Consider the following 23,879-nt stretch of genomic DNA (forward strand, 5'->3'; position numbering starts at 1 on the left):
GAGTACCACCGTTCATGACGATCGTTCGCTCACTGATGTTGTTCGCGCTGGCGGCGCTCCTGGTGATCATGTACGCCCCGCGCGGCTGACGGCCCCGGCCCCAAGCGCAGGTCAGCGGATGCGGCGGCCCGTTTCGGCGCACGAGTAGCCGCCCAGCGCCTCCACCTCCGCCCGGAACTCCGGCCGTTCCAGCAACTCCCACAGCGGCGCCAGCAGTTCCTCCTCCAACGTCCCGGTACGCAGCACCAGGTCGTACGGCTCCCGCGCCACCGGCACGAAGTCCAGCCCGAAGGCGCGCGCGGCGGCCAGGATGCCCAAGCCGGTGTCCGCGCGGCCGGCCGCCACGGCGGCGGCGACGGCGAGGTGGGTGTGTTCCTCGCGGGAGTAGCCGGACACCTCACGCGGGTCGATGCCGAGGCCGGCCAGCTCGTGGTCGAGCAGGGCGCGGGTGCCGGCGCCGCGCTGGCGGTTGACGTAGCGCAGGTCGGGTTTGGCGAGGTCGTCGATGCCGGTCAGGCCGAGCGGGTTGCCGGGGGCGACGATGAGGCCCTGGTCTCGGTGGACGAGCCGGATCACGGCGACGTCGGCGTCCGCCCCGAGCAGGCGGTCCACGTACGGGAGCGTGTAAAGGCCGGTGGCCGGGTCGAGCAGGTGTGAGCCGGCCACGTGGCAGAGGCCGTCGCGCAGGGCCACCAGGCCGCCGAGGGAGCCGACGTTCGACGACGCCAGGGTGATGAGGGGGTCGGCGGCGCGCAGGGCGGAGGCGGCGAGGTCGAGCACCATGTCGTGCGAGCCGATGGCGACGATGGTGCGGCCGATCTCGGACAGCCCGCGCAGCAGCTCGACCCGGACCTGCTCCCCGGCGTGGTGGCCCTCCACCCCGGAGGGCACGACGAGCAGGCCGTCGGCGCGGACGAGGGAGGTGAGCACGCCGGCGCCCCTGGGCAGCGGGGTGGCCACGAGCCGGTCGCGGACCCGGCCGAGGCGCACGCGTACCCAGTCGTCCATGCCGATGGCCGACGGCAGCTTCCTGGCCAGGTGCGCCGTGGCGGTGGGGCGTTCGCGCGGCGCGGCGCCCTCCAGCTCGGCGAGCGCGGGTGCGGCGAAGATGTCGAACGTGAGCGCCGCCGACACCGGGTAGCCGGGCACGCCGATCACCGGCGTCCGCTCGACCGCGCCGAGCACGACGGGATGGCCGGGACGCACGGCGACCCCGTGGACGGCGACGACGCCGGCCTCGGCGACCACGCGGGCGGTGTAGTCGTCGCGTCCCGCGCTGGAGCCGGCGATGAGCAGCACCAGGTCGGCGTCCTGAACCGCCTCCATGAGCACCGCGGTGATGGCCGCGGGGTCGTCGGGAACGATGTCCGTGACGCGCGCCGAGCAGCCGGCCTCCCTGGCCTGCGCGGCCAGCATCATCGAGTTGGTGTCGAGGATGTCGCCGGGCGCGAGTTCGGCCCCGACGGGGCGGATCTCGTCGCCGGTCGGCACGATCACCACGCGCGGCGCGCGGCGGACGCCGACCTCGACGACCCCAGCCGCGGCGCAGGCGGCGACGTCGACGGGGCGCAGCCGGTGTCCCTCGGGCAGCAGCAGCTCGCCGGCGCTGATGTCCTCGCCGATGGAGCGGACGTGCTGGTACGGAGGTACGGCCGCCCGCAGCTCGGCCTCCCCGTCCTGGGTGCGGTGGACGTGCTCGCGCATGACCACGGCGTCGTATCCCTCGGGCAGCGGGTCACCGGTGTCGACCACGGCGAAGTCGCCGTGGGCCAGCAGCACCGGGGTGGTGTCGGCCGCGCCGACGGTGTCGGAGGCGCGGACTACGATGCCGTCCATGGCCGCGGCGTCGAAGGCGGGCGAGGAGCGCAGCGCCCATACGGGCTCGGCGGTGACGCGGCCGACGGCGGACCCGACCGGCATGCGGACCGGGCCGACCCGGGCGGGGCAGCCGGCCGCGGCGCGGGCCTCGCGCCAGACGGTGAGCGCCTGGGCCGCGGGCACGTCGGAGACGAAGGGACTTTCAGCGCTCATCTGTACAGGGTGACCTCTACCTCGGTGCCCGCGTCCAGCCCGGTGGCCGGTTCCGGCACGATCACGTAACCGTCGGCGCGGGCCAGCACCGACAGTAGCGCCGACGGGCCGAAGATCGGCTCGGCCACGCCGTCGCGTACGCCGACTTGGACCACGTCGAGGCGGCCGGCCGCCGAGGCCAGGTCGCGGGAGAGCCGGGCGCGGGTGCTCGGCTGCGGCGGCGGGTTCTCGCAGCCGGCGATGCGCCACACCAGCGGCACGCCGACCTGCCCGAACACCACCAGGGCGGACAGCGGGTTGCCAGGCAGCCCGATGAGCGGCACGCCGGAGCACTCGGCCAGCAGTGTGGGTTTGCCGGGTTTGATGGCGATTCCGTGGCACCAGACCTGGCCGATCGCGGCGACCGCGCCCGCGGTCTCGTCGCGTGCGCCGACCGACGAGCCGGCCGAGACGACGACCAGGTCGGACTCGGGCAGCACCGCGGCCAGCCGGTCCTTGAGCGCGCCGGGCTCGTCGGGGACGATGCCGGCGATCCACGGCTCGCCGCCCGCGTCGGCGACCAGCCCCGCCAGCGCGGAGGCGGTGGCGTCGCGCACCTGCCCGGCGATGAGCCGGGCGGTGCCGGGCGGCACCACCTCGTCGCCGGTGGACACGATCGCCACCCGGGGGCGGCGGTGCGCGGAGATCTCGTTCACCCCGGCGGCGGCGAGGAAGCCGAGGTCGGGGGCGCGCAGCGGCCGGCCGGCGGGGGCCAAAACGCCGCCGCGCGCGACGTCCTCGTCGGCGCGGACGATGCCGGCGCCCGGCGCGACGGGCCTGGTCACCTCGATCGTGCCGGGCATCGTCTCGGCGGTGTACTCGACCATCACCACGGCGTCGGCGCCGTCCGGGATCACTCCCCCGGTCGGCATCGCGACGCAGCCGCCGGGCCGCACCGCCACGTCGGGCTCGGCGCCCATCCGTACCGCGCCGAGCAGGTCGAGGTAGGACGGGAGCCCGTCGGAGGCGCCGTAGGTGTCGGCCGCCCTGACCGCGAAGCCGTCCACGGTGGAACGGGCGAAGCCGGGCAGGTCGGCGGGCGCGGTGATGCCGGCGACGGGCACCCGGCGCAGCGCCCGCGCCAGCGGGACGCGCTCGGCCGGCGTACGGCGGGCGGGCCGGAACCCCTCGCGAACCTCGGCGAGGGTCCTGGCGGTGAAGAACTCCCTGCCGCTCAACGGTCCGGCTGCTCCTTCGAGCCGCCGGGGCGGGGTTGCGGCCGGGCCGCCGCGCCGCCCTTGTCCAGCCCCAGCACGGACACGACCGGGCCGAGCGCCACCTGCCCGAGCCCGCAGATGGACGTCTTGCGCATCGTCTCCTCCAGTTGCAGGATCCGGCCCCTGCGCGCGTCGTCGAGGGCGCCGGACCCGGAGTCCAGCGTCTCCCGCAGGAGCTCGTGCGCCTTGGTGGAGCCGACCCGGCAGGGCACGCACTTGCCGCACGACTCGTTGCGGAAGAAGCGCAGCACGTTGGTCGAGGCGGCCAGCAGGTCGGTGCCCTCGGCCAGCACCACCAGGGCGCCGGAGCCGAGCATGGTGCCGGCCTCGGCGAGCGTGCCGAAGTCGAGCGCCAGGTCGAGCCGGTCGGGGCCGATGAAGTTGGAGGACGCGCCGCCCGGCTGCACGGCTCCGACCTGCGCGCCGCCGAGCACGCCGCCGGCCAGGTCGATCAGGGCGCGCACGGTGGTGCCCATCGGCACGCAGTAGACGCCGGGGTTTTCGACGTGCCCGGAGACGGCGAAGAACTTCCAGCCGACGCTGTCGCCCTCGCCCTGCTCGGCCCACCAGTCGGCGCCGCGCTGCAGGATCACCGGCACGTCGGCGAAGGTCTCCACCGAGTTGATCAGCGTGGGGCGGCCGTGCAGGCCGTAGTTGCCCGGGAAGGGCGGCTTGTTGCGCGGCTCGCCGCGGTGGCCCTCCATGCACTCCAGCAGCGCGGTCTCCTCGCCGAGGATGTAGCCGCCGGGCGAGACGAAGATGTCGGCCTCCAGCCGGCGGCCGCTGCCGCAGGCGTCCGGGCCGATCACGCCCGCCTCGCGCAGTGCCGCGAGCTCCGCGCGCAGCACGCGCTCCTCGGGGCCGTACTCGTGCCTGATGAAGATCCAGCCGTGCTCGGCGCCGGTCACGGCCATGCCGAGCAGCAGCCCCTCGATGACGAGGTGCGGCTGGTCGGTGAGGATCTGGCGGTCCTTGAACGTGCCCGGCTCGGACTCGTCGGCGTTGCAGATCGCGTATTTGACGCCGCCCGGGTCGGTGGCGGCGACCAGGCCCCACTTCCGGCCGGTGGGGAACCCCGCGCCGCCCATGCCGCGCAGCCCCGACGCCTCCAGCGTGGCCACCACGCTCTCTGCGCTCATCTCGCCGGCCAGCAGCGCGCGCAGGCTGGCGTATCGGGACGCGACGCCGGAGCCGGCCGGGTACGGGTCGTTCGGCCAGGGTTCTGCGCGGCCCGTGACACCGGCCTCAGCGAGCTCGGCGTCGCGGGCGGCGGCCACGAGCGCGTCGACCTCGGTGGCCGGCGCCGGATGCTCGTTGACGGCCACGGCCGGGGCGCTGTCGCAGCGGCCCAGGCAGGAGACCTCGTTGAGCTCGATCTCGGTGTCGTCGCCGTAGCGGGCGCGGATCGCGGCGATCCGGTCGTCGGCCGAGCGCAGCCAGCACGACAGGTCGTGGCAGACGCTGACCTGCACCTTGGCCGGCGGCGTCGTACGGAAGTGCGGGTAGAAGGAGATGAGCCCCTGGATCTCGTAGAGCGGCCGGCGCATGGTGCGCGACAGCTCCTCCAGCTCCTCCCGGGGCAGCCAGCCCAGCCGCGCCTGGATGGCGTTGAGCGCCGGGATCAGCGACGGGCCGGGAAACTTGCCGGCTCGTGCCTCGACGCCGGGGACCCGCGGACGTCCCGTCTCGAAACTCAGGGTCATTCAGACACTTCCCATGTCGTTCAGGGGTCCGGTGCTGAGCGGCTCGGCCTGCCGATCGCCCAGCGCCTCGACCTGGATCGCGCAGAACTTGAACTCGGGGATCTTGCCGAAGGGGTCGATCTCGTCGATGGTCAGCAGGTTCGCCGCCGCCTCACGGAAGTGGAACGGGATGAAGCAGTTGCCGAGCTGCTCGCGGTGGGAGACGCGGACCTGCAGTTCGATGGAGCCGCGCCGGGAGCGTACGCGGGCCATCTGCCCGTGTGACAGGCCGCGGTCGGCGGCGTCCTTGGGATGCATGTAGACCTCGGCGACCGGCGAGATCGCGTCGAGCGCGTACGACCGCCGCGTCATCGATCCGGTGTGCCAGTGTTCGAGCAGCCGGCCGGTGTTGAGCACCAGCGGGAACTCCCCGTCTGGCAGCTCCTTGGCCGGCAGCCACTGCGCCGGGACGAGGTGGGCGAGGCCGTCGTCGGTGTTGAACCGCTCGTCGAACAGCACCACGGTGCCGTCGGAGTGGTCGGGGTCGGCGTTGGGGTAGAGCTTGCCGCTCAGACCCAGGTTGTCGTGGCGCAGGTTCGCGTACGACGGCATGAGCGCCACCATCTCGTCGAACACCTCGCTCGCGGAGGTGTAGGACCAGTCGAGCCCGATCCGGCGGGCGATGTCCTGGATGATCTCCCAGTCGACCCTGGCCTGCCCCGGTGGATCCATCACCTTGCGGCCGAGCTGCACGCGCCGGTCGGTGTTGGTGTAGCTGCCGTCCTTCTCCAGGTAGGACGACGCGGGCAGGATGACGTCGGCGAACTCGGCGGTCTCGGTCAGGAAGATGTCCTGGACCACCAGGAAGTCGAGCTGCGACAGCGCCTTGCGGACCTTGTTGATGTTGGGGTCGGACAGGAACGGGTTCTCCCCCAGCATGTACATGCCGCGCACCCCGCCCGGCTTCAGCACCGAGCCGATGATCTCGGTGACGGTCAGCCCGCGGTCGGGGTCGAGCTGCGTGCCCCACGCCTCCTCGAACCTGCGCCGGGTGCCCTCCCGGTCCACGCCTTGGTAGTCGGGGTAGAACATGGGGATCAGCCCCGCGTCGGAGGCGCCCTGGACGTTGTTCTGCCCGCGCAGCGGGTGCAGCCCGGTGCCGGGACGGCCCACGTTGCCGGTGATCGAGCAGAGCGCGATCAGGCAGCGGGCGTTGTCGGTGCCGGTGGTGTGCTGGGAGATGCCCATGCCCCAGTAGATGACACCGGCCTTGGCCTCGCCCCAGACCCGTGCGACCTGGCGGATCAGGTCGGCGTCGACGCCGGTGATCTGCGCGGCGCGCTCCGGCGGGTATTCGTTGACCGTGCGCACCAGCTCCTCGAAGCCGGAGACGCGGGCCCTGATGAAGTCCATGTCGATCAGGCCGAGCCTGATCACCTCGTGCATGATCGCGTTGTAGAACGCCACGTCGGTGCCGGGCTTGACCTGGCAGTGGTAGTCGGCGTGCTCCGACACCGTGCTGGCTCGCGGATCGACGTAGATGATCTTCGTGCCGCGCCGGCGGGCCTGCTTGAAGAAGGAACTGGCGACGGGGTGGTTCGCCGTCGGGTTGGACCCGGTGATGATCACGACCTCGGCGTTGGCGACGTCGCCGTACGTGGTCGAGACCGCGCCGGAGCCGACCCCTTCGAACAGCGCGGCCACCGACGAGGCGTGGCACAGCCGGGTGCAGTGGTCGACGTTGTTGGTGCCGAACCCGGCCCTGATCAGCTTCTGGAAGAGGTACGCCTCCTCGTTGGAGCACTTCGCCGAGCCGAACCCGGCGATGGCGCCCGCGCCCTGCTCGGCGTGGATCTCCTTGAGCCGCCGGGCGACGAGGTCGAGCGCCTCCTCCCAGGTGGCCTCGCGGAAGTGCGGCAGTACCTCGTCGTAGTCGACCAGGCCGCCGGGCTTGCGCCGGCCGTCCTTGCGGTTCTTGCTCAGCCCGGAGCCGCGTCCCCCGCCGCTGCGGCCGCCTCCGCCGCCGGCCCGCCCCCGGTCGTTGTGGGCGTCGCCGCGCACGTCCGCCGACAGCGGGCCCTTGGGGTAGGAGGAGTCCACCCTGATCAGCGGCACGGTCAGCCGCTGCGGCGAGGCCGCGTAGTCCCAGCCGTAGCGGCCCTTGACGCACAGCCGGCTCTTCGAGCCCGGCTGGTCGCGGCCCTCGGCGAAGGCGATGGCGCCGCGCTCGCGGTCGACGTAGTAGGTGAGGGCGCAGCCGACGCCGCAGTACGGGCAGACGGTGTCGACCGCGTCCAGCTCTTCCCGGGGCCTGATGGGGACGTCGTTGATCGCCTTGTTGGTCAGAGCGCCGGTGGGGCACGCCTGCACGCACTCGCCGCAGGTCACGCACGAGCTGGCGCCCATGGGGTCGTCGAGGTCGAACGAGATCGTGGTCGAGTAGCCCTTGCCCGAGCGGCCGATGACGTCGTTGCCCTGGATGTCGTCGCACGCGCGTACGCACCGGTCGCAGAGGATGCACGCGTCGTGGTCGACCGCGATGACCGGGTTGGAGGTGTCGAGGCCCCGGCCTGAGCCGCACGGCAGGCCGGCCGTCTCCTTGGCCACGTCGAACCGGTCGGCCAGATCGAGCAGCAGGTTGTCGCCGGTGGTCGTCTGCTTCGGGTCCTCCTCGCGGGGCGGCTGGTCGGACAGCAGCAGCTCGGTCAGCGTGGCGCGGTTGCGCTCCAGCTCGGGCGTGCTGGTCTTGACCTCCATGCCGTCCTCGCACGGGCGCACGCACGCGGCGGCGAAGGCCCGCCCGCCCGTGTCGACCACGCACATGCGGCACACCCCGACGGGGTCGTACCGCTCGTTGTGGCACAAAACCGGAATGTCGATGTCCACTGACTTCGCGGCGTCGTAGATGGTGGTGCCCTCGGGCACGCTCACCTCGCGACCGTCGATCTCGACGGTCACGGTCCGTACGGCGGTCGCCGGCTCCTCGATCGTCGTCATCTCAACCTCACCATGAGAGCACCGCAATTCGGCATACTGAATACGGCATACACTATGTCAGGCAATGTACCCCTTCGAGTGGCCGATCTTCTACCCTCTGATGGTCCGTTCCACGACACGGCGGCTCATCTACCCGTCCAGCAGGAGATCCGCGAGGTCGGCGGGGGCGACGCGCCCCTCCTCGTCGAGGCCGCGAGCGGCGTAGTAACCGGTGACCATCGAGCGCAGGCGGTCTTCGTCGAGCGCCGCCCGGCGTCCTGAGCCGAGCTCCAGCGGCGTCTCCAGCATCCGCGCCGGCAGCGTGTCGTCGGCGGCGGTGGCCCCCTCACGCTGGTTGAACGCGCGCTTGGCCCGGACGATCCGCCGGGCGGTCTCGCGCAGCTCGGCGGCGTCCACCGGCCAGCCGGTGACCAGCGCGAGCAGCCCGGCCCACTCGGTGAAGGGGTCGTCGAAGACGCCGCGCAGGAACTTGCACAGGATCATCGAGTCCATGACGGCGGCGCGATCCTCGGTGCCGACCGCGGCGGCGACGTGGGCCGCCCCGCCGGCCAGCCGGTCGAGCTCGCCCGACAGGTCGGCCTCGTAGGCTCCCGACCGGTTGTGGTCGGCTCCCCTGGCGTTGACCGCGAGGCCGAGCGCCATCGCCTGGAGGCTGCGGGGTTCGTATCCGGGCAGCTCCAGCCCCTTGACCTGCGGCGCGAAGTCGATCGACGACCCGCCCACCACGGCGGCGGCCCGGCGTGAGCCCTGCGCCAGCAGCTCGCCCAGACCCGGCGACCGCTCGCCGATCGCGTCCAGCGCGCGCAACAGGGCGGCGCCGTCGCCGAAGCGCAGCCACGGCTCGTCGAGCAGGCCGCGCTCGGCGCACTCCATCGCCCACGCGATGGTGCCGCCCGCCGAGATCGTGTCGATGCCCAGCTCGTCGCAGCGGGCGCTGGCGGCGAACACCTCGTCGGGGTCGGACACGCCGCACAGCGGGCCGAGCGCGAAGACGTTCTCGTATTCCATCCGCTGCTGGCCGCCGCCCTTGCGGGAGTAGATGTGCTCGCAGCCGATGGAGCACGAGGCGCAGCTGTTGCGGGCCACCCCGCGCAGCTCGTGCAGCTCCTCGGCGGCCAGACGGGGCGCGCCCTCGAAGGTGGCCGCGGTGAAGTTGCGGGTGGGCAGGGTGCTGACCGCGTTGAAGGCCAGCAGGTTGGCCAGCGTGCCCAGCTCGCGGTATTTCGCGGTGGCCGGGCCGAAGCTGCGTTCACGCAGGTCGCGGGCGGCGGCGAGGACGCCCGCCGGGTCGGCCACCGACACCTTGGCCGCCGACCTGACCAGCACCGCCTTGATGTTCTTCGCGCCCATCACCGCGCCGAGACCGCCCCGGCCGGCGTGGCGGCCGTCATGGCTGATGGTGGCGTAACGCACCTGCCGCTCCCCCGCCGGGCCGATGGCCGCGCTGCGCCAGGTACGGCCGAAGCGCTCTTTCGCCGCGGTCTCGGCCTGCGCCGCGGTCAGCCCGGCCAGCTCGGGCGCCGGCTCGAGCCGTACGTCGCCGCCGTCGACCAGTAGCACCGACAGCTCGTCGGCCCGGCCGCGGATCACGATCGCGTCATGCCCGGTCAGCTTGCCGGCGATGGCGAACCGGCTGGAGGCCAGAGCGTCGGTCAGCAGGCCCGTGAGCGGCGACTTGGCCACGACCGCGAACTTCGCGCTGGTCGTCAGCGGCGTGCCGACCAGCGAGGAGAAGACGAAGGCCAGCGGCGCCTCAGGCGCCAGCGGATCGACCCCGGCGGGCGCCAGCCGATGCAGCAGCCACGTGCCCAGGCCCACCCCGCCCAGGTAGGAGCGGAGCACCCGCTCGTCCAGCGCGATAGGGGCACCGCTCGCGTCGCGGCCGGCGACGTCCACGAGCAGCGCTTGGCCGAAGAATCCGCCAGGTGCCATGTCACGACTCTACGACGCGCCACGAGGAGACCATCCCGTGGCCTGCCCTCGCGGGGTTCGCCTCCCGCGTAACCGGCCGCCGCCGCCCGCGTGCCGGCCGCGCACGCCCTTTTCCGCCCGTTTTCCGGACCGGATACGTCCTCAGCCACCCGCTTCCCGGACCGGATGCGTCTTCAGCCGCCGGCGTCGGCGGACAGGAAGGAGACGGTGTCACCGGCCACGAGGGGCAGGGCGGCGTCCCGGGTGACCTGGTCGCCGTTGAGCGCGGCCACCACGTGGCGGTCCAGAGCCAGCCCGGCCGCCGCTGCGGCGGCCCCGAGCGTGGCGGCAGGGACGGCGCGCGGCCGGTGACTCCCGTTCCTGGCCAGCGCGCCGAAACACTCCACCGTGACCTCCGCCGGCGGACGTTCCCTGGCCGCCGCATAGTCCTCGGGGGAGTTGACGTTCACCACGGACTCAAGCTCCGGGTCGTGCCGCCTGAGCCCGGCGTCGGCAAGCAGTTCGTCGTCGTCCAACTGCACCGCCTCGCAGTGCTTGAAGAGCATGCCGGGCCGCAGGTCGCCCGCCGCCAGCAGCTCCGTGACCAGTCCGGCCAGAGCGGTCCGGTAGCCGGCGGCCAGCGGCTGCCGGAACCCCCGGGCGACCGGCAGCACGACGTCCGCTCCCCCGTCCATCGCGCGCAGCACCCGGCGGACGAAGGCCGGATGGAGGAAGGGCAGGTCGGTGGAGCACACGAACGCCACCTCGGCCCGGTCGGCCACCGCCGCCAGCCCCACGGCCAGCCCCTGCATGGGCCCCAGCCCCTCCACGGGGTCCTCCGCCACCGTCACGCCCGAGGGCAACGGCGGCAGCTCCTGCCCGGGCGCGGCCACCACGACGACCGGGCCCTCGACCGCCCTGCCGACCACCGCGGCGGCGCGGTAGAGCAACGTCGAACCATGCCATTCCAGCCACGCCTTCGGCCGCCCCATCCGCGAGGAACGCCCGCCCGCGAGCACGACACCGGCAGCAGTCTGCATGCCCGCATGTTAGGCCACCCGAGCCGGCGAAGGAGCACCGCGGCCACCCCGCCAGGCCGCGCTGCGCTCAGCCGGGCCGCTGCCCGGCCTTCCGCACGACGGCGGCCTCGACCAGCGCGTTCCAGTCGCGGATCTCCCCCTTCTTCCACACGTCGCCGAACGGGGGCTGCTCCTTGTGGTTCGCGACCACGACGGTGCGGTAGCCCAGGTACACGTACGTCTCCGGATCGATGAAGATCTCGTCGCGCAGGTATCCGTCCAGGACGTGGTAGAGGGTGACGCCGCGGCGCTTGAGCAGGTCGGAGGCCGTGTCCTCGTACCGTACGCCGGGGATCGCGGCGAGGGCGCCGTACATGGCGGCGCGGAGTCTGGGCGGCAGCGCGGCGTCCCTCATGCCCATCGCGATCAGCTGGAACGCCCACCTGTCGCGCTCCTCGCGCTGGAGCTCAGGCGTCGATTCTGCGGCGATGCGCTCGGCCACCTCCGGGCTCTTGCCCCTGCTCTCCGCCCGCTGCCGGACGCGGTCCTGGAGCGACTCGCGGTGCCTGGCGTCCTCCTCGTCGACCGTCGCGTAGACGCGGGCCAGCAGCTGATCGGCCTCGGTCGGCAGGGCGAGCAGGTAGGCGTAGGTCACCTCGAACTCCGACCCCTTATGAACCTTGAGCCGGCCCTGCTCGACGGTGGCGAACGCCTTGTCGTCGAACCGCCGCCACTGCTCGTGGGTGACCGTCTCCTTGGGACGGCCGCGCAGCCACTCCCCGCCGTCCGGCCGCGTCTGGGCGCGTACGCTCTTCACGTAGCTCCACTGCGTGGGTGAGATCGCCCATCCGGCTTCGGCGCCGGCCAGCAGCGCCGCGTTGTCCGCCACGTCCTGGGCGTCCGCGACCGGCCGCAGCCGCAGCTCCGTGGTGGTCGTGGCAGTGGTGGACGGCGGGGCCGGGGAGGTCCGCGGATCCACGCCCGCGCCGGGAACGACCGTCACGGCCACGGCGACCGCGGTGGCGGCCGCTCCGGCCAGGCTCAGCCCCCACATCGGCCGGACCCGGCGACTCCGGCCACCGCGCATCTGCGCGTTGAGGCCGCTGCGCATGTGCACGTCCAGGCCACCGCGCATCTGGTCACCGCGCATGTGCGCGTTCAGGCGGGCGCGGGCCGCGTCGACGGTCCTCGGAGCGGGCTCCGGCTGCGCGTCGTGGTGGCGGCGCAGCTCTCGCAGTTCTTCCATGGTCTCTTCCATGGTTCAGGCCTCCTTCGCCACGTGACCCAGCGTCTTGCGGAGCTTGGCTCTGGCCCGGTTCACCCGGGAGCCGACGGTGCCGATCGGTACGCCCAGGGCTAAGGACGCCTCCGCGTAACTGAGGTCGGCGCAGGCCACGAGCATCAGCGCGTCGCGGTCGCGCTGGGACAGCCCGCTCAGGCCACGGGCCAGCCGTGGGCGGAGCAGTTCGGCGGAGACCCGGTCCGTGACCTGTTCGGCGTGACCCTCGACGTCGTCACGGCCGGCCGCGCGGCCGAGGGCCCGGTAGTAGCGGAGCTCGTCGCGGCGATGACGGGCGATGAGGTTGGTGGCGATGCCGTACAACCAGGCTTTCGCCCGCGCGTGGGTCAGGTCGTAGCGGGCGCGCTGGTCGAAGCCGATCAGGAACGTCTCCGCGGCCACGTCGTCGGCGGCCGCGGGCCCGAGGCGGGCGGCGGCGTAGCGGTGGATGGCGGTGAAGTACCGGTCGAAGATCACCGCGAACCACTCGGGCTCATCGCGCGACTTGGCGATGACCGACGCGTCGTCCGTCTCCGCCACCATCGGCCTCGACGGGTGGGAGGAAGGGTCATACATCCGGCGCCTTTCTCGAAAGAGGGTCGGCGCTTATTGCCCGATGCGCACCTTCTTGTTCGCGGTTGTTGTCCCCTGTCCTCCTGCGGCCCGCCGGACAACACCCGCCGGGCCCCGGTCACGGAGCACGTCGTGGGCACCTGTGCGTTAGGGGCGCCTTTCTCACCCGGTCACGCCGCCGGCTCCCGAGCAGGAGGACGACTGAAGTCATGTTGATCCTCCGCACGGTCTCGTGCAGGCCGTCACCCACATGACACACCCTCGCCGGGCAACTCAGAGCCTGCTGACGAAGGACTTTGGTGGTGAGGCTCGAGTCAGGAGAGTGTTGGGGTGCGGTCATCATTGGGCCGTTGACCGGTGAACGGGAGCGGGCTCCCGGTAGCTGAGGTGTTGTCTAAGCAGCTCAGCGGCCAGGAGCCCGTGGTTGTCTGTCTACACGTCCGCAGCCGTGAACGTCAGCGGTTGTGCCTCATCGGGGTGCGCATGTCGCGATCGGAAACCGGCATACCCGTCGGATCTCACCGACATCGAAGGGCAGGTGCTGGAGCCTGAGGCGCGAGGCGTGATGGCCGAGTTGGTCATGGTGACAGGCCGGCCGATGGTGCATGACCTGCGCGCGACCCTGGACGCGATCGACTACGTGACCCGGTACGGGATCGAGTGGCGGGCCCTGCCGGTCGACTTCCCGCCGCACGAGGCGATCTATGCGTTCTTCCTGCGCTGGTCCCGGCGCGGTCTGCCCGAACGGCTGGCCGGGCGGTTGCGTGGTCGTCTGCGCGTTCTGGCCGGACGCAGTGAGCTGCCGACTGCCGGCTGCGTGGACTCCCAGACGGTCCGGGCGGCCGAGACCGTCGGCGCGGCGGCCTGCGGATACGACGCGGGCAAGAAACTGAAGGGGCAGAAACGGCACGTCGTGGTCGACACGCTCGGGCTGCTGTTGTGCGTGATGGTCACCGCCGCGTCGGTGCAGGACCGCGACGGCGCGCCTCCGGTGCTGGCGCTGCTGCGCAAGAAGTTCTCCACGATCGCTCTGGTCTGGGCCGACGGCGGCTACTCTTGAAGCCGCTGACCTGAGTGCTGCATCTCGGCCGGACCCGCCTTCCAGGTCGCGGCAGAAGGCTTCATGATCGGAGCCCCGACGCAGCAGGGCATCAGGGCTCTGGGCGAGTGGAGGTTCTCGCTGTGGCCGTACCCCGGGGGTGCGGCCACAGCGAGATTCACAGTCTCTTGATGCACCCGGTGATCGCCACCGCGAGGGCCTCCTTGGGATACGCGGCCAGGTGGGCGACGTCACCGCCTGACCAGCGGTACAGTCCGTCGGCCGCACCAGCAGTGCAGAGGTGTGCCTTGTACAACGCCCACTTGCCAGCCTTCTTTGCCGCCGCGACGATCTGTTTCCAGAACTTCTTGACGAAGTTGTAGATGGCAGTCGGTATCCCGGCGATCTCCGCCCCATGGCCATCTTGGTGGCGATTGATGGCATCCGCGTGGCTGGTCATCGCGGCCCAGAGTCCGAGCTGATTTCCCGAACAACGGCGTCGGACAGGAAGCTGAGGTTGACCCGTTGTCGGTGATCACATCGTCGACCTCGGTCGACTCCATCGCCTCGGCGAATTCGGCGGGGTTCTGTTGGGCCCAGGCCATCAGGACGCCTGAAACATCGGTGCGGCTGTTCGACCATTGCGACGCCCCGTGATGTCACTTCTGCTGTAGGGGCTCGTCGGTTGTCCAGCGAGGGCGAGGCTTACTGGACAAACAACGCAGAGTCGGTCGAGGCGCGTGACCTGCGGCAGGATCAGTTCTGAGACGTTGTTCAGGAAAACGGAAGAAGCTGCGGCCGGCGACTACCACTCCGACCCCGAAGCCGTAGTAGGGGTGATTACGACCAGCACCGGCCGGACTGCGTGCGCTGCGAACATGAGCGCCAGGAGTCCGCCGACCCGGCACAACCCGCCCTACTGCATACGCCTCCCGGCCTACCGGGTGGGCGTCGGCTGGGGAGACCTGCGAGGCCAGCAGGTAACCCTGATCGGCACGCACTACAACATCAGCGGTACTGACGTGATCTCAGCGAATTGCTCGTAGGTAGTTGTGCTCGAAATGGGTGCGGACAAGTGCTGCTCGGGCGATGTCGCCGATGGTGCTGGGGCTGAGGGTGATGTGCTGGAGGATTCGCCAGCGGCCTTTGAGCAGGGCGAATCCGCGTTCGCCGAGGCAGCGCAGGGCGCGGAGGAGCCGGTTGTAGGTGCGGTTGTCCGGGCTGAGGATCTGGTTGCCGTCGGGCTGCTTGATCGGGGTGTGAATGCCGATTCCGGCGCCGTCGTAGCCGCTGTCGGCGAGGGTCGGCAGGCCTGCCGCGGCTGCGGCGTACAACGTGCCCAGCACGTGCGTGCGGGCAGCGGTCAGGTCATGGACCGAGCCTGGCTCGACGTCGGAGATCCACAGGGGCAGTCCGTCGGGTGCCGAGAGTGCTTGGAGGTTGCCGGCGTGGTGGTGGGCTTTGCCGGAGTACCAGGCGTCGATGGGTTCGCCCTTGACGCTGATGGTCTGCTCGGCGCAGCGGTCGGCGGGGATCAGGGTGCCGTCCAGGATCACATAGGGCAGATCGTCGGCTTGGGCGCGGTCCAGAGCCTCCTGCAGGTCAGGGGCTTGAGCTGCGAGGACGTCGATCCCTTCGACGGTGTAGCGGTAGGCCGTGGCGCGGGAGACGCGGTGATCGCGGCCGAGCTTGGGGATGTCGCGTTCACCCCGGAACCACCGCAGTACCAGGACCGCCTGCCAGAACGGGGTCAGGGCGCGGCTCCCTTTGGGGGTGCCGAGCCGGCGGCGCTCGTCGTGCAGCAGCCGGGCAACGTAGTGAATGAGCGCGCGGGAGACGTCGAGCGTGGCACGATGAGCAATCACGTGGAGCCTTCCGGGCGACGGGATTTCTTGTGGTGAGAACTCATCTACCGGAGGCTCCACGTCTGTCTCCGGCCTTCGACGACTTCTCCCGAAAAGCCCGAAACGCCACTGCGGGCGTCCCGAACATCCCCTATCACCCGAATTATTTCACTGAGATCACCTCACCATTGACTCTTAGTGAATGATTGCCTACCGTCGGTGTTTGACGTGGCGTCAAGCTCTTTCGCGGGGTGAAGCTCATGCTCAGGCGAGTCGAATCCGACCGGTGGCAAGAATCACTCGATGTCAATCCCCTTTACAACGGGCTGGTGCCGGAAGGCGGCGTGCCCCGGTTCAAGATGCCGGCCGGCCCGATGAATCCCGCGGCGGCCCAGGCGCTCATCCGCGACGAACTCCTCCTCGACGGCAACGCCCGGCTCAACCTGGCCACGTTCTGCACGACCTGGATGGAGCCCCAAGCCCGCGAACTCATCGCGGAAACCCTCGACCGCAACCTCGTCGACCACGACCAGTACCCGCAGACGGCCGACATCGAGGCGCGCTGCGTCAACATGCTCGATCACCTGTGGGGCGACCCGAACGGCTCCAGTGTCGGCTGCTCCACGAGCGGCTCCAGCGAGGCGGCCATGCTCGGCGCGCTGGCGATGAAGTTCCAGTGGCGCGAGCGGCGCCGGGCAGCCGGACTGCCCACCGCCAACCCCAACCTGGTGATGGGCACCGCCGTCCACACCTGCTGGCCGAAGTTCTGCCAGTACTGGGACGTCGAGCCGCGCTGGATTCCGATCGAGGAGCCGGCTTTCACCTTGAACCCGGCCCGGCTCGGCGAGTTCTGTGACGACAACACCATCGGCGTCATCGGCGTGCTCGGCTCCACGCAATGCGGCAAGTACGACCCGATCGAGCAGATGTCGGCCGAGCTGGACCGGCTGGAGGCCGAGCGCGGGCTGAGAATACCGCTGCACGTGGACGCGGCCGTGGGCGGCTTCATCACCCCGTTCCTGGAACCCGGCATGGTGTGGGACTTCCGGCTTCCCCGGGTGCAGTCGATCAACGCCTCGGGGCACAAGTTCGGCCTGGTCTACCCCGGCGTCGGCTGGATCGTCTGGCAGGAGCCGGACGCCCTGCCGCAGGACCTGGTGCTCTCCTGCGACCTGCTCGGCGGCAACATGGACACCTTCACGCTCAACTTCTCCCGCTCCGGCGCCCCGGTCATCGCGCAGTACTACAACTTCCTGCGGCTCGGCTTCGAGGGCTACCAGGCCGTCCAGCAGACCTGCCGGGACGTGGCGACCTACCTCGGTGCGGAGATCGCCAAACTCCCCGAGCTCTCGCTCATCGCCGACGGCTCGGAACTGCCGGTGCTCGCCGTACGGACCGCCCCCGGCTACGACGGTTTCACCGTCTTCGACCTGGCCGCCCGGCTGAAGATGCACGGCTGGCAGGCCCCGACGTACTACCTGCCGCCTGACCTGGAGCACATAGCCGTCATCCGCTTCGTCATCCGCAACGGCTTCAGCCTGGACACCGCCGCCAAACTGCTGGCGAACGTGCGCACCGAGGTGGAGTACCTGCGCGGCAATCCGGTTCCGCACCCTCGCCTCGGCGGCGATGAGGCGGCCGCCGAGCAGCCCGGTGTGCCGACGGGAGGGTGACGTCGATGAACGACTTCGCCGCGTCCATCACCTTCGACCAGCTCGGCAGTGACCCCTATCCGATCTTCGCCAGACTGCGCCGCGAAGCGCCGGTCGTCCTGCTGCCGAAGCTCGACCTGTGGATGGTCACCCGCTGGGATGACGTGCGCCAGGTCCTCAGCGCGTACGAGTCGTACACCAGCGCTTTCCCTTCGATGGCCACGCGGATATTCGGGGAACGGTCCGTACTCAAGGTCGAGGGCGACGCCCACGCCGATCTGCGAGCCGCCGTTGACACGCGATTCGCCCACGAACGCATAGAACGGGCCACCGCACTCACCCGCGAGGCCGCACGGCCGTACGCCGGCAAGCTCAATAGCCGGGACGAGCTGATGTCCAGCTACTTCGAACCCGCCACTAGCACCGCCCTCGCCCGTTTCATCGGCCTGCCGGACGTGGACACCGAGGCGCTCAGGCGCTGGGCCCGTAACCTCACCGCCGGGATGAGCAACTTCGTGGCGGACCCGGCCGTACACGAACAGGCGGTGGCCACCGCCACCGAGATCCGCCAGACGATCGAGCCCTCCGTCCGGCAGGCCACAGACCGGCCTGACGGCTCAGTCCTGTCGCAGCTGCTCCACAGCGGCTGCCCGCCCAATACCGTCCGATCCGCCGAGCACGTCATGCCCACCTTCATCGAGATCCTCTCGGCGTTCCTGGAACCGGCGGCCGGCGCGGGGCTCACACTGCTCGCGCTGCTCCAGCACCCCGCGCAGATGCGGGCCGTCCGGGATGACCCGCGCCTGATCCGCAAGGCCGTCCACGAAACGCTGCGCTGGCTGTCACCGAACGGCGCGCTCAGCCGCCGCGCGACCAAAGACGTGCTCCTCGCCGGACAGATCATCCCCGCCGGAGCGACCGTCATGGCGGTCATCGCCTCGGCGGGCCGGGACGAGAGCATCTTCACCGACCCGGACACCTTCGACATCAACCGGGACCCCTTCCCCAACCTGGGCCTCGGATACTCCCGCCACGCATGCCTCGCCGCCCCAGTCGTCGGTGCCATCATCGTGGCCCTGCTGGACGTGCTCCTCGAGCAACACCCCCAGCTCTCCCTGGATCCCGGACGGCCGCATAGCGTGCACGGCTGGAAGTTCCGCGTGCTGACGAACCTGCATGTCCGCATCGGTGATCCGGCCCGAGGCCGCTGAGCGCGGGATCAGTTCTCGGCTTTCCGGATCGGCGGTCCGCGTCCGTCGCTCACCAGGCGGGCCGCGTGGACGCGGTTGCCGCGCGTGATTCGCGGCAGTGCGAGACCGCAGCTGAGGGTAGGGCCGCGTAGGTTGGCACGCAGCACAGCGAGGAGAACTCATGCCGAGTAACACACCCGTGATCGCGGTCGGTGACGCGGAACTGAACGAGCTCCGCGCTCGGTTGACGTCCACGCGATGGCCCCGGCCCTGGCCGGTGACCGGCTGGGAGGCCGGTACCGACGCCGTGGAGCTTCGCCGCCTCGTCGCCTACTGGGCCTCCGGCTACGACTGGCGCGCCCATGAGGCGACCATCAACGCCCTCCCGTCACATTTCGCGGACCTCGACGGAACGCCGGTGCACTATCTCCGCTTCGACGGCGAGCACCCGGACGCGTTGCCGATCATCATCACGCACGGCTGGCCCAGCTCCTTCCTCGAACTCGTCCCGCTCGCCAACCGGCTGGCCACCCCTTCCCGGTACGGCCGGGCAGCAGCGGACGCGTTCACCGTGATCGTCCCCTCACTGCCCGGGTTCGCCTTCTCACCCCAGCGGCCCGCACTCACCGGCGCGGAGCAGACGCACGACCTCTGGCACCGGCTGATGCGCGACGAACTCGGCTTCGAGCGGTACGCGGCACACGGCGGAGACCTGGGCGCCGGCGTCACCTCACGTCTCGCCGAGGCCCATCCCGAGGTACTGGCCGGCATCCACCTGCTGGCCGTGGCACCCCCGGCCGGCTACGGCCCGGACGACCTCACCCCGCAGGAGCAGGACCACCTCGCCTCCGTGGCGGCCTGGCAGGCGGAGGAAGGCGCGTACCAGCACCAGCAGAGCAGCCGCCCCTTCACCCTGGCCTTTGGCCTGGCCGACTCGCCCGCCGGGCTGCTCGCCTGGATCGTCGAGAAGTACCGTGCCTGGTCCGACTGCGGAGGTGACCTGTCCTCGCGCTTCAGCGACGACTTCATCCTCACGCAGGCGTCCCTCTACTGGTTCACCGGTACGATCTCCACCTCGTTCAGGCCCTACTACGAGTACGCCCACGGCCTGACCAGGCGCGTGGAGCGGGTGAGCGTGCCCACAGCGGTCGCCCTGTTCCCCGCCGACCTGAGCCGGCCCCCGCGGAGCTGGGCCGAGCGCACCTACAACATCACGCGCTACACGCACATGCCGCGCGGAGGGCACTTCCCCGCCCACGAAGAACCCGATCTGCTGGCCCACAACATCATCGAGTTCTTCCGCGCCCACCGTCCTGCTGCGCCGTCGGCCCCGCGATCCCATGCATGAATGGGGGGAATGTTTCCGCTTCCGATGAATCCCACAGTCGTCATGTTCTCGGCGTCCTTCCAGAAGAGCCAAACCCTTGTCATGTGCCGAGCTCGTGGCGATGCGCGGGTCCCTGCCGTCAGCCGGCGGAGAAGTCATGGCCGTTGTCCAGATCGGTGAGCGGGTCTCTCTTCTTCCGATGAGCAGGGCGAGCCATTCAGGGTCGGTGGCGCCGACCGCGCGGGCGACTCAGTCCCATGCGGGATCTTGTGCCAGCTTCTCCGCTATCCGGTCGTGGAAGCTCTTTCGCTCCAGGGCCTGCTCGATGTCGGTGACGACGCGCGACAGCGGGTACGGGATCTCGCTCTCGATCTCGGCGACGGCGGCCTCGGTGGCCCGCCACTCGGCCGCCAGCCGGTCCACCACGGCCCGGGACTGGTCGGTGAGCATCACCTTCTTGCTGCGCGCGTCCTCGCCCTCGACGGTACGGACCCAGCCCGCGTCACGCATGGCGGCCACCTTCTGGCTGAGCGCCGAATGGGTCCGGCCGACCGACTCGGCCAGCTCGGTGATGGTCATCGGGCCTCGGGCGTGCAGCCGGAGCAGCTCCATGACGAAGCTCGGCTTGAGCCCCGTGATGCGTTTGCCGGAGTAGATCCGGGCGATGTCGGCGTCCATGGACGCCTGCAACCGGCGCAGTGGCCGCCAGAGGCTCTCCTCGGTGGGATCTTGCACGCGGGGATCGGTCATGAGTCCATCATATCAGCACTTATACAAGTGCTGATACTACATTTCTCTCTCCTACGGATGCACTCCCGTCGGTCGCCTTTTGCGGGAAATATCGTGAAAATCTGGCGGGACAATAAATCCTTTGCCGGGCCGGGTTTCCCGCCTCCACAATATCGATGTGGTAAGCGAGTTTTCCGGATCAGAGGCCGGTGACGGGCGGGTCGCCGGCGCGCTCTGTGCCGCCGTCGCGCAGGCCGGCGGGCCGGTCGCGGCGGGAGCGGCCATCTCCCAGATCATCAGACGGTGGGTGCCGCACGACGCGCTGCGCCTGGTCGGTCTCAACCCGGCGGCCGGGATCGGCCTGGGCTCGTTCAGCTTCTGGCACGACTACCATCCGGCACTGATCAGCGCTCTGGTGCTGAACAACTATCTGCACGGCGATCCCTGCTCGACCTCCACGCTCGCCCGGCGCGGCGAGCCGGTCGCGGTGGTGGGCGCCGGGGGCCACGGGGACGCGAGCATGCGGCGACTGCTGGCCTCCCACGGGGTGAGCGGCGAGTTGCGGCTGCTGATCAGGGACCGGCACGGGCCGTGGGGCCTGCTGGGCCTGCTGCGCGCCGAAGGCGCCAGGCCGTTCGGAGTGGAGGAGTGCGGGCGGGCGCAGCTGCTGGTCCCCGCGCTGCTGACGGCGCTGCGGCGCTACGTCACGGCGGGGCCGCTGACCGCCACCGCTCCCGCGCTCCCGACCGGCGTCATCGTGGTCGGCTCCGACCACACCGTCAGATCGGTCTCACCCCAGGCGCGGGCCTGGATGCGGCTGATGTGGCCGGGCACGGGCAACGGGGTGCCCGACTGGATCGCCGACCCCTTCTGGGTCGGGCTGTCCCTGCACGCGCGGGCCCACGCCCGCGACAATCGGGCCTGGCAGCCGGCGCTCTGCACGCCGGCCGCCAACTTCGGGCGTTCGATCCTCATTCACGGCCAGCCGCTGGACGAGGGCGGCGACGGCGACATCGCCATCCTCATCCAGGCGGCCGGCGGCAGCCTGCTGCTGCCGTCGTTCTGCGACTGGTACGGCATCACCCCGCGCGAACGCCGCATCCTCGAACACCTCTACGACGGGGCGGCCCCGAAGCAGATCGCCCGAGCCCTCGACCTGTCCGCCCACACCGTCAACGATCACCTGAAGTCGGTGTACGGCAAGACCCGCGCCCAGGGCCGGGACGAGCTCATCGCGGCCATCTCCGGCTGAGCACCGCCCTCAGGCGACGGCGCCCAGCCGGAGACACTCAGACCACGACTCACCGATGACGTCCCTCAGACCACGGTCCTCAGACCACAGTCCTCAGGCGACGATCGAGATGACGCGGCCGATCGCCTGGCCGGCGGCGACCAGCTTGATGATGTCGTCGAGGAAGGGCGTGAAGTCGGCGTTGACCCTGGCCTCCCAATGCCAGGACCAGCTCCGGTACAGGTCCGCCCAGTACGTCTGCATGAAGGTGTTGATCTCGGACTTGCCCCAGTCGTCGTCCCGCGAGCCGGACTCGAAGGTGCCGTGCACCCGGCCCGTGTGCCCGAAGGAGTAGATGTTGCCCACGGCGTCCTTGACCACCCAGACGAACGCGGTGTCGTAGCTGATCGCGCCGGACACGTGGAAGTGCCCGCTGAAGTTGATCGACCCCGTCTGGCTCAGGCCCAGGTTGGCCCACCCGCCCACGGCCACGCCGTCCTTGAAGCCGATGCTGGCGTTCCAGGGGCCGAGCTGCTGGCTGTCCATGGCCGCCGGCAGCCCGATCCCGGACGCGCTCGCCACCCGCCGGCCGAGCCCGCCCTCGGCGGGCGGCTCCGGCATGTGCAGCGAGGCGCCGACGGACGCGCGCACGTGCGGCGCGGTGTCCCATTCGCGGAGGGTGGCGGCGAGCCCGTTCGCCTCTTCGGCGGTGAATTCCGACATTTGTTGTTCCGTCCTTCCGTGTCATTCTCGTTTCCCTGCCTTTCCAAGAATGGGAAATCAGGCGGGCGAGCGACATCCCGAGCTTTCGGGATTGCGCCGCTGGGACGGCTCGAGCATTTTCCGTAGGCCGCTGGGTAACGCCGGACGCATGGCATACACACCCGATGAGGACCACCGCCGCCCGGACGGCGCCGACGACCGTGCGGTGCGGGCCGCCGGCATGTTGTCGGAGGCGCTGGAGACGGTCGAGCGCGCACGGGGGCACCTCTACTCCTTCCACCAGCTCACCGGCTCCGCCCACGCCACGGCCGACCAGGCCGTCCGGCTGCTGCGCGAGGCCGGCCACGCCGACCTGGCCCGGCGCCTGGCCGCCGACCTGGTCGGCCGCGACGTGCTGGCCGGGCGCTGGACGTTCCAGATCGTCGAGGAGTACGACGACGGCTACTACGCGACGTTCCGCGAGCTCGAACGCCAGGTACGCGAGCGGCTCATGGGCGGGCGCCGCCACGTGTACGAGGCGGAGCTCAAGCAGCGCTCCCAGGAGGCCGGCGAGGCGTAACCCCGTCGCCCGGACGGGGCGAGTCATCGGCGCGTCATAGCCAGGTCAACCGATCACCGTACGTTGCTCCCGAGGCCGAACGGAGCCCCGAGGGGCCAGCCCCGGTCGGCCCACGCCGGTGCACCTTCCCCCGCTGCCGGTCGGTGAGCTGGTCACCGATCAGGAGCTGCGCGCGCCCCTGCGGCTGACAGGCCAGGCGGACCGGCTGCCCACGGAGCTGTCGTCCGGCCGGCGGCAGCGGGAGGAACTCGACGACCGCTTCGACCGCGTGGTGCACCTGCCCAGAACACCCGCGCGAACCTAACTGAAGGAGGAAAGATGCGACGAATCATCGCCGCCGTCCTGGCGCTCTTCGTGACGGGCGCCGTCACCACCGGCATCGCGAGCCCGGCCCAGGCCGGTATCGGCGACGGCCGGCTGGGCAGGATCGTCAACCTGCAGTACGGCGAATGCCTGGACCAGGTCGGCGGCCAGGCCACCGACGGCACCCCGATCGGCCACTACCCGTGTGACGGCTCGACCCGGCAGCTGTGGTGGGTCGAGCAGGTCGCCAACGGCAACTACCGGCTGCGCAGCGCGTCCAGCGGGATGTGCGTGGACGTGGACCGCAACGGGACCGCGAGCGGCACCATCATGGTGCAACACCACTGCAACACGCTGAACCAGCAGCGGTTCTTCCTCATCTCTTACAACGGCGGGTACGCCTTCCAGAGCATCTGGGTGCTCAACAGGACGGGGATGAACCGGGTCATCGACACCCCGCCGTTCTCGCAGGACTACCGGATGCGGCTGTGGTCGTACAACGCGAGCAACGCGCAGCTGTGGACCATCGAGTAA

General features: G+C 70.7%; 20 protein-coding genes. 8 read left to right on the forward strand and 12 right to left on the reverse strand.

What is annotated here, in order from left to right:
• Positions 1–111: 111 nt before the first annotated feature.
• The 8 genes from AB0C27_RS28910 to AB0C27_RS28945 all read right to left on the reverse strand — a co-directional run bounded on the left by AB0C27_RS28910 (position 112) and on the right by AB0C27_RS28945 (position 12,751).
• The gene (locus AB0C27_RS28910) at positions 112–2,031 is read right to left on the reverse strand and encodes a molybdopterin biosynthesis protein (RefSeq protein ID WP_357849721.1); all 1,920 of its coding nucleotides are present in this window, start codon (positions 2,029–2,031) and stop codon (positions 112–114) included.
• The gene (glp, locus tag AB0C27_RS28915) at positions 2,028–3,248 is read right to left on the reverse strand and encodes a gephyrin-like molybdotransferase Glp (protein WP_357849724.1); all 1,221 of its coding nucleotides are present in this window, start codon (positions 3,246–3,248) and stop codon (positions 2,028–2,030) included. Before glp ends, AB0C27_RS28910 begins: the two co-directional genes overlap by 4 nt.
• Positions 3,245–4,990 (reverse strand): NAD(P)H-dependent oxidoreductase subunit E, encoded by a 1,746-nt coding sequence (locus tag AB0C27_RS28920; RefSeq protein WP_357849727.1) that lies wholly within the window; start codon positions 4,988–4,990, stop codon positions 3,245–3,247. Before AB0C27_RS28920 ends, glp begins: the two co-directional genes overlap by 4 nt.
• Positions 4,991–7,966, reverse strand: coding sequence for a formate dehydrogenase subunit alpha (gene fdhF, locus AB0C27_RS28925; RefSeq protein WP_357849730.1), 2,976 nt, complete (start codon positions 7,964–7,966; stop codon positions 4,991–4,993). It abuts the gene before it with no gap.
• 129 nt (positions 7,967–8,095) lie between these two features.
• Entirely contained in the window at positions 8,096–9,898 is a 1,803-nt protein-coding gene (locus AB0C27_RS28930) for an aldehyde ferredoxin oxidoreductase C-terminal domain-containing protein (RefSeq protein WP_357849733.1), read from the reverse strand.
• Between the two features lie 173 nt (positions 9,899–10,071).
• Entirely contained in the window at positions 10,072–10,917 is an 846-nt protein-coding gene (locus tag AB0C27_RS28935) for a molybdenum cofactor guanylyltransferase (RefSeq protein ID WP_357849736.1), read from the reverse strand.
• A 67-nt stretch (positions 10,918–10,984) separates the two neighbouring features.
• Positions 10,985–12,154, reverse strand: a complete 1,170-nt coding sequence (locus AB0C27_RS28940) for a hypothetical protein (protein ID WP_357849739.1) — start codon at positions 12,152–12,154, stop codon at positions 10,985–10,987.
• A 3-nt stretch (positions 12,155–12,157) separates the two neighbouring features.
• Entirely contained in the window at positions 12,158–12,751 is a 594-nt protein-coding gene (locus AB0C27_RS28945; protein ID WP_357849742.1) for an RNA polymerase sigma factor, read from the reverse strand.
• A gap of 535 nt (positions 12,752–13,286) precedes the next feature.
• Between AB0C27_RS28945 and AB0C27_RS28950 the strand changes: the two genes are divergently transcribed.
• Positions 13,287–13,808: an IS5 family transposase gene (locus tag AB0C27_RS28950; RefSeq protein ID WP_357849745.1), complete on the forward strand. Its 522-nt coding sequence runs from the start codon at positions 13,287–13,289 to the stop codon at positions 13,806–13,808.
• Positions 13,809–13,965: 157 nt separating this feature from the next.
• Here AB0C27_RS28950 and AB0C27_RS28955 read toward each other — a convergent pair whose 3' ends face one another.
• The gene (locus tag AB0C27_RS28955; RefSeq protein ID WP_357849748.1) at positions 13,966–14,247 is read right to left on the reverse strand and encodes a hypothetical protein; all 282 of its coding nucleotides are present in this window, start codon (positions 14,245–14,247) and stop codon (positions 13,966–13,968) included.
• A gap of 568 nt (positions 14,248–14,815) precedes the next feature.
• Positions 14,816–15,652 (reverse strand): transposase family protein, encoded by an 837-nt coding sequence (locus tag AB0C27_RS28960; RefSeq protein WP_357850251.1) that lies wholly within the window; start codon positions 15,650–15,652, stop codon positions 14,816–14,818.
• Positions 15,653–15,960: 308 nt separating this feature from the next.
• On the opposite strand from AB0C27_RS28960, the gene AB0C27_RS28965 reads away from it, so the two are divergent.
• The 3 genes from AB0C27_RS28965 (at position 15,961) to AB0C27_RS28975 (ending at position 19,821) form a co-directional block, all read left to right on the forward strand.
• The gene (locus tag AB0C27_RS28965; RefSeq protein ID WP_357849751.1) at positions 15,961–17,304 is read left to right on the forward strand and encodes a glutamate decarboxylase; all 1,344 of its coding nucleotides are present in this window, start codon (positions 15,961–15,963) and stop codon (positions 17,302–17,304) included.
• 5 nt (positions 17,305–17,309) lie between these two features.
• Positions 17,310–18,494, forward strand: coding sequence for a cytochrome P450 (locus AB0C27_RS28970; RefSeq protein WP_357849754.1), 1,185 nt, complete (start codon positions 17,310–17,312; stop codon positions 18,492–18,494).
• Between the two features lie 160 nt (positions 18,495–18,654).
• Complete coding sequence (locus AB0C27_RS28975; RefSeq protein WP_357849757.1) at positions 18,655–19,821, forward strand: epoxide hydrolase family protein; 1,167 nt, start codon at positions 18,655–18,657, stop codon at positions 19,819–19,821.
• Between the two features lie 228 nt (positions 19,822–20,049).
• Here AB0C27_RS28975 and AB0C27_RS28980 read toward each other — a convergent pair whose 3' ends face one another.
• Complete coding sequence (locus AB0C27_RS28980; protein WP_357849760.1) at positions 20,050–20,550, reverse strand: MarR family transcriptional regulator; 501 nt, start codon at positions 20,548–20,550, stop codon at positions 20,050–20,052.
• 157 nt (positions 20,551–20,707) lie between these two features.
• On the opposite strand from AB0C27_RS28980, the gene AB0C27_RS28985 reads away from it, so the two are divergent.
• Entirely contained in the window at positions 20,708–21,781 is a 1,074-nt protein-coding gene (locus AB0C27_RS28985; protein WP_357849763.1) for a helix-turn-helix transcriptional regulator, read from the forward strand.
• Between the two features lie 93 nt (positions 21,782–21,874).
• On the opposite strand, the gene AB0C27_RS28990 is transcribed toward AB0C27_RS28985, so the two are convergent.
• A complete protein-coding gene (locus AB0C27_RS28990; RefSeq protein ID WP_357849766.1) occupies positions 21,875–22,483 on the reverse strand; it encodes a hypothetical protein in 609 nt (202 codons plus the stop codon).
• A 148-nt stretch (positions 22,484–22,631) separates the two neighbouring features.
• On the opposite strand from AB0C27_RS28990, the gene AB0C27_RS28995 reads away from it, so the two are divergent.
• The 3 genes from AB0C27_RS28995 (at position 22,632) to AB0C27_RS29005 (ending at position 23,879) form a co-directional block, all read left to right on the forward strand.
• Positions 22,632–23,042 carry a hypothetical protein gene (locus AB0C27_RS28995; RefSeq protein ID WP_357849769.1) on the forward strand — a complete coding sequence of 137 codons (411 nt, stop codon included), beginning with the start codon at positions 22,632–22,634 and terminating at the stop codon, positions 23,040–23,042.
• Between the two features lie 118 nt (positions 23,043–23,160).
• Positions 23,161–23,346 (forward strand): hypothetical protein, encoded by a 186-nt coding sequence (locus AB0C27_RS29000; protein WP_357849772.1) that lies wholly within the window; start codon positions 23,161–23,163, stop codon positions 23,344–23,346.
• 14 nt (positions 23,347–23,360) lie between these two features.
• Positions 23,361–23,879, forward strand: a complete 519-nt coding sequence (locus tag AB0C27_RS29005) for an RICIN domain-containing protein (RefSeq protein WP_357849775.1) — start codon at positions 23,361–23,363, stop codon at positions 23,877–23,879.

This window comes from Nonomuraea sp. NPDC048882, assembly GCF_040649755.1.
Classification (GTDB): Bacteria; Actinomycetota; Actinomycetes; order Streptosporangiales; family Streptosporangiaceae; genus Nonomuraea; species Nonomuraea maheshkhaliensis.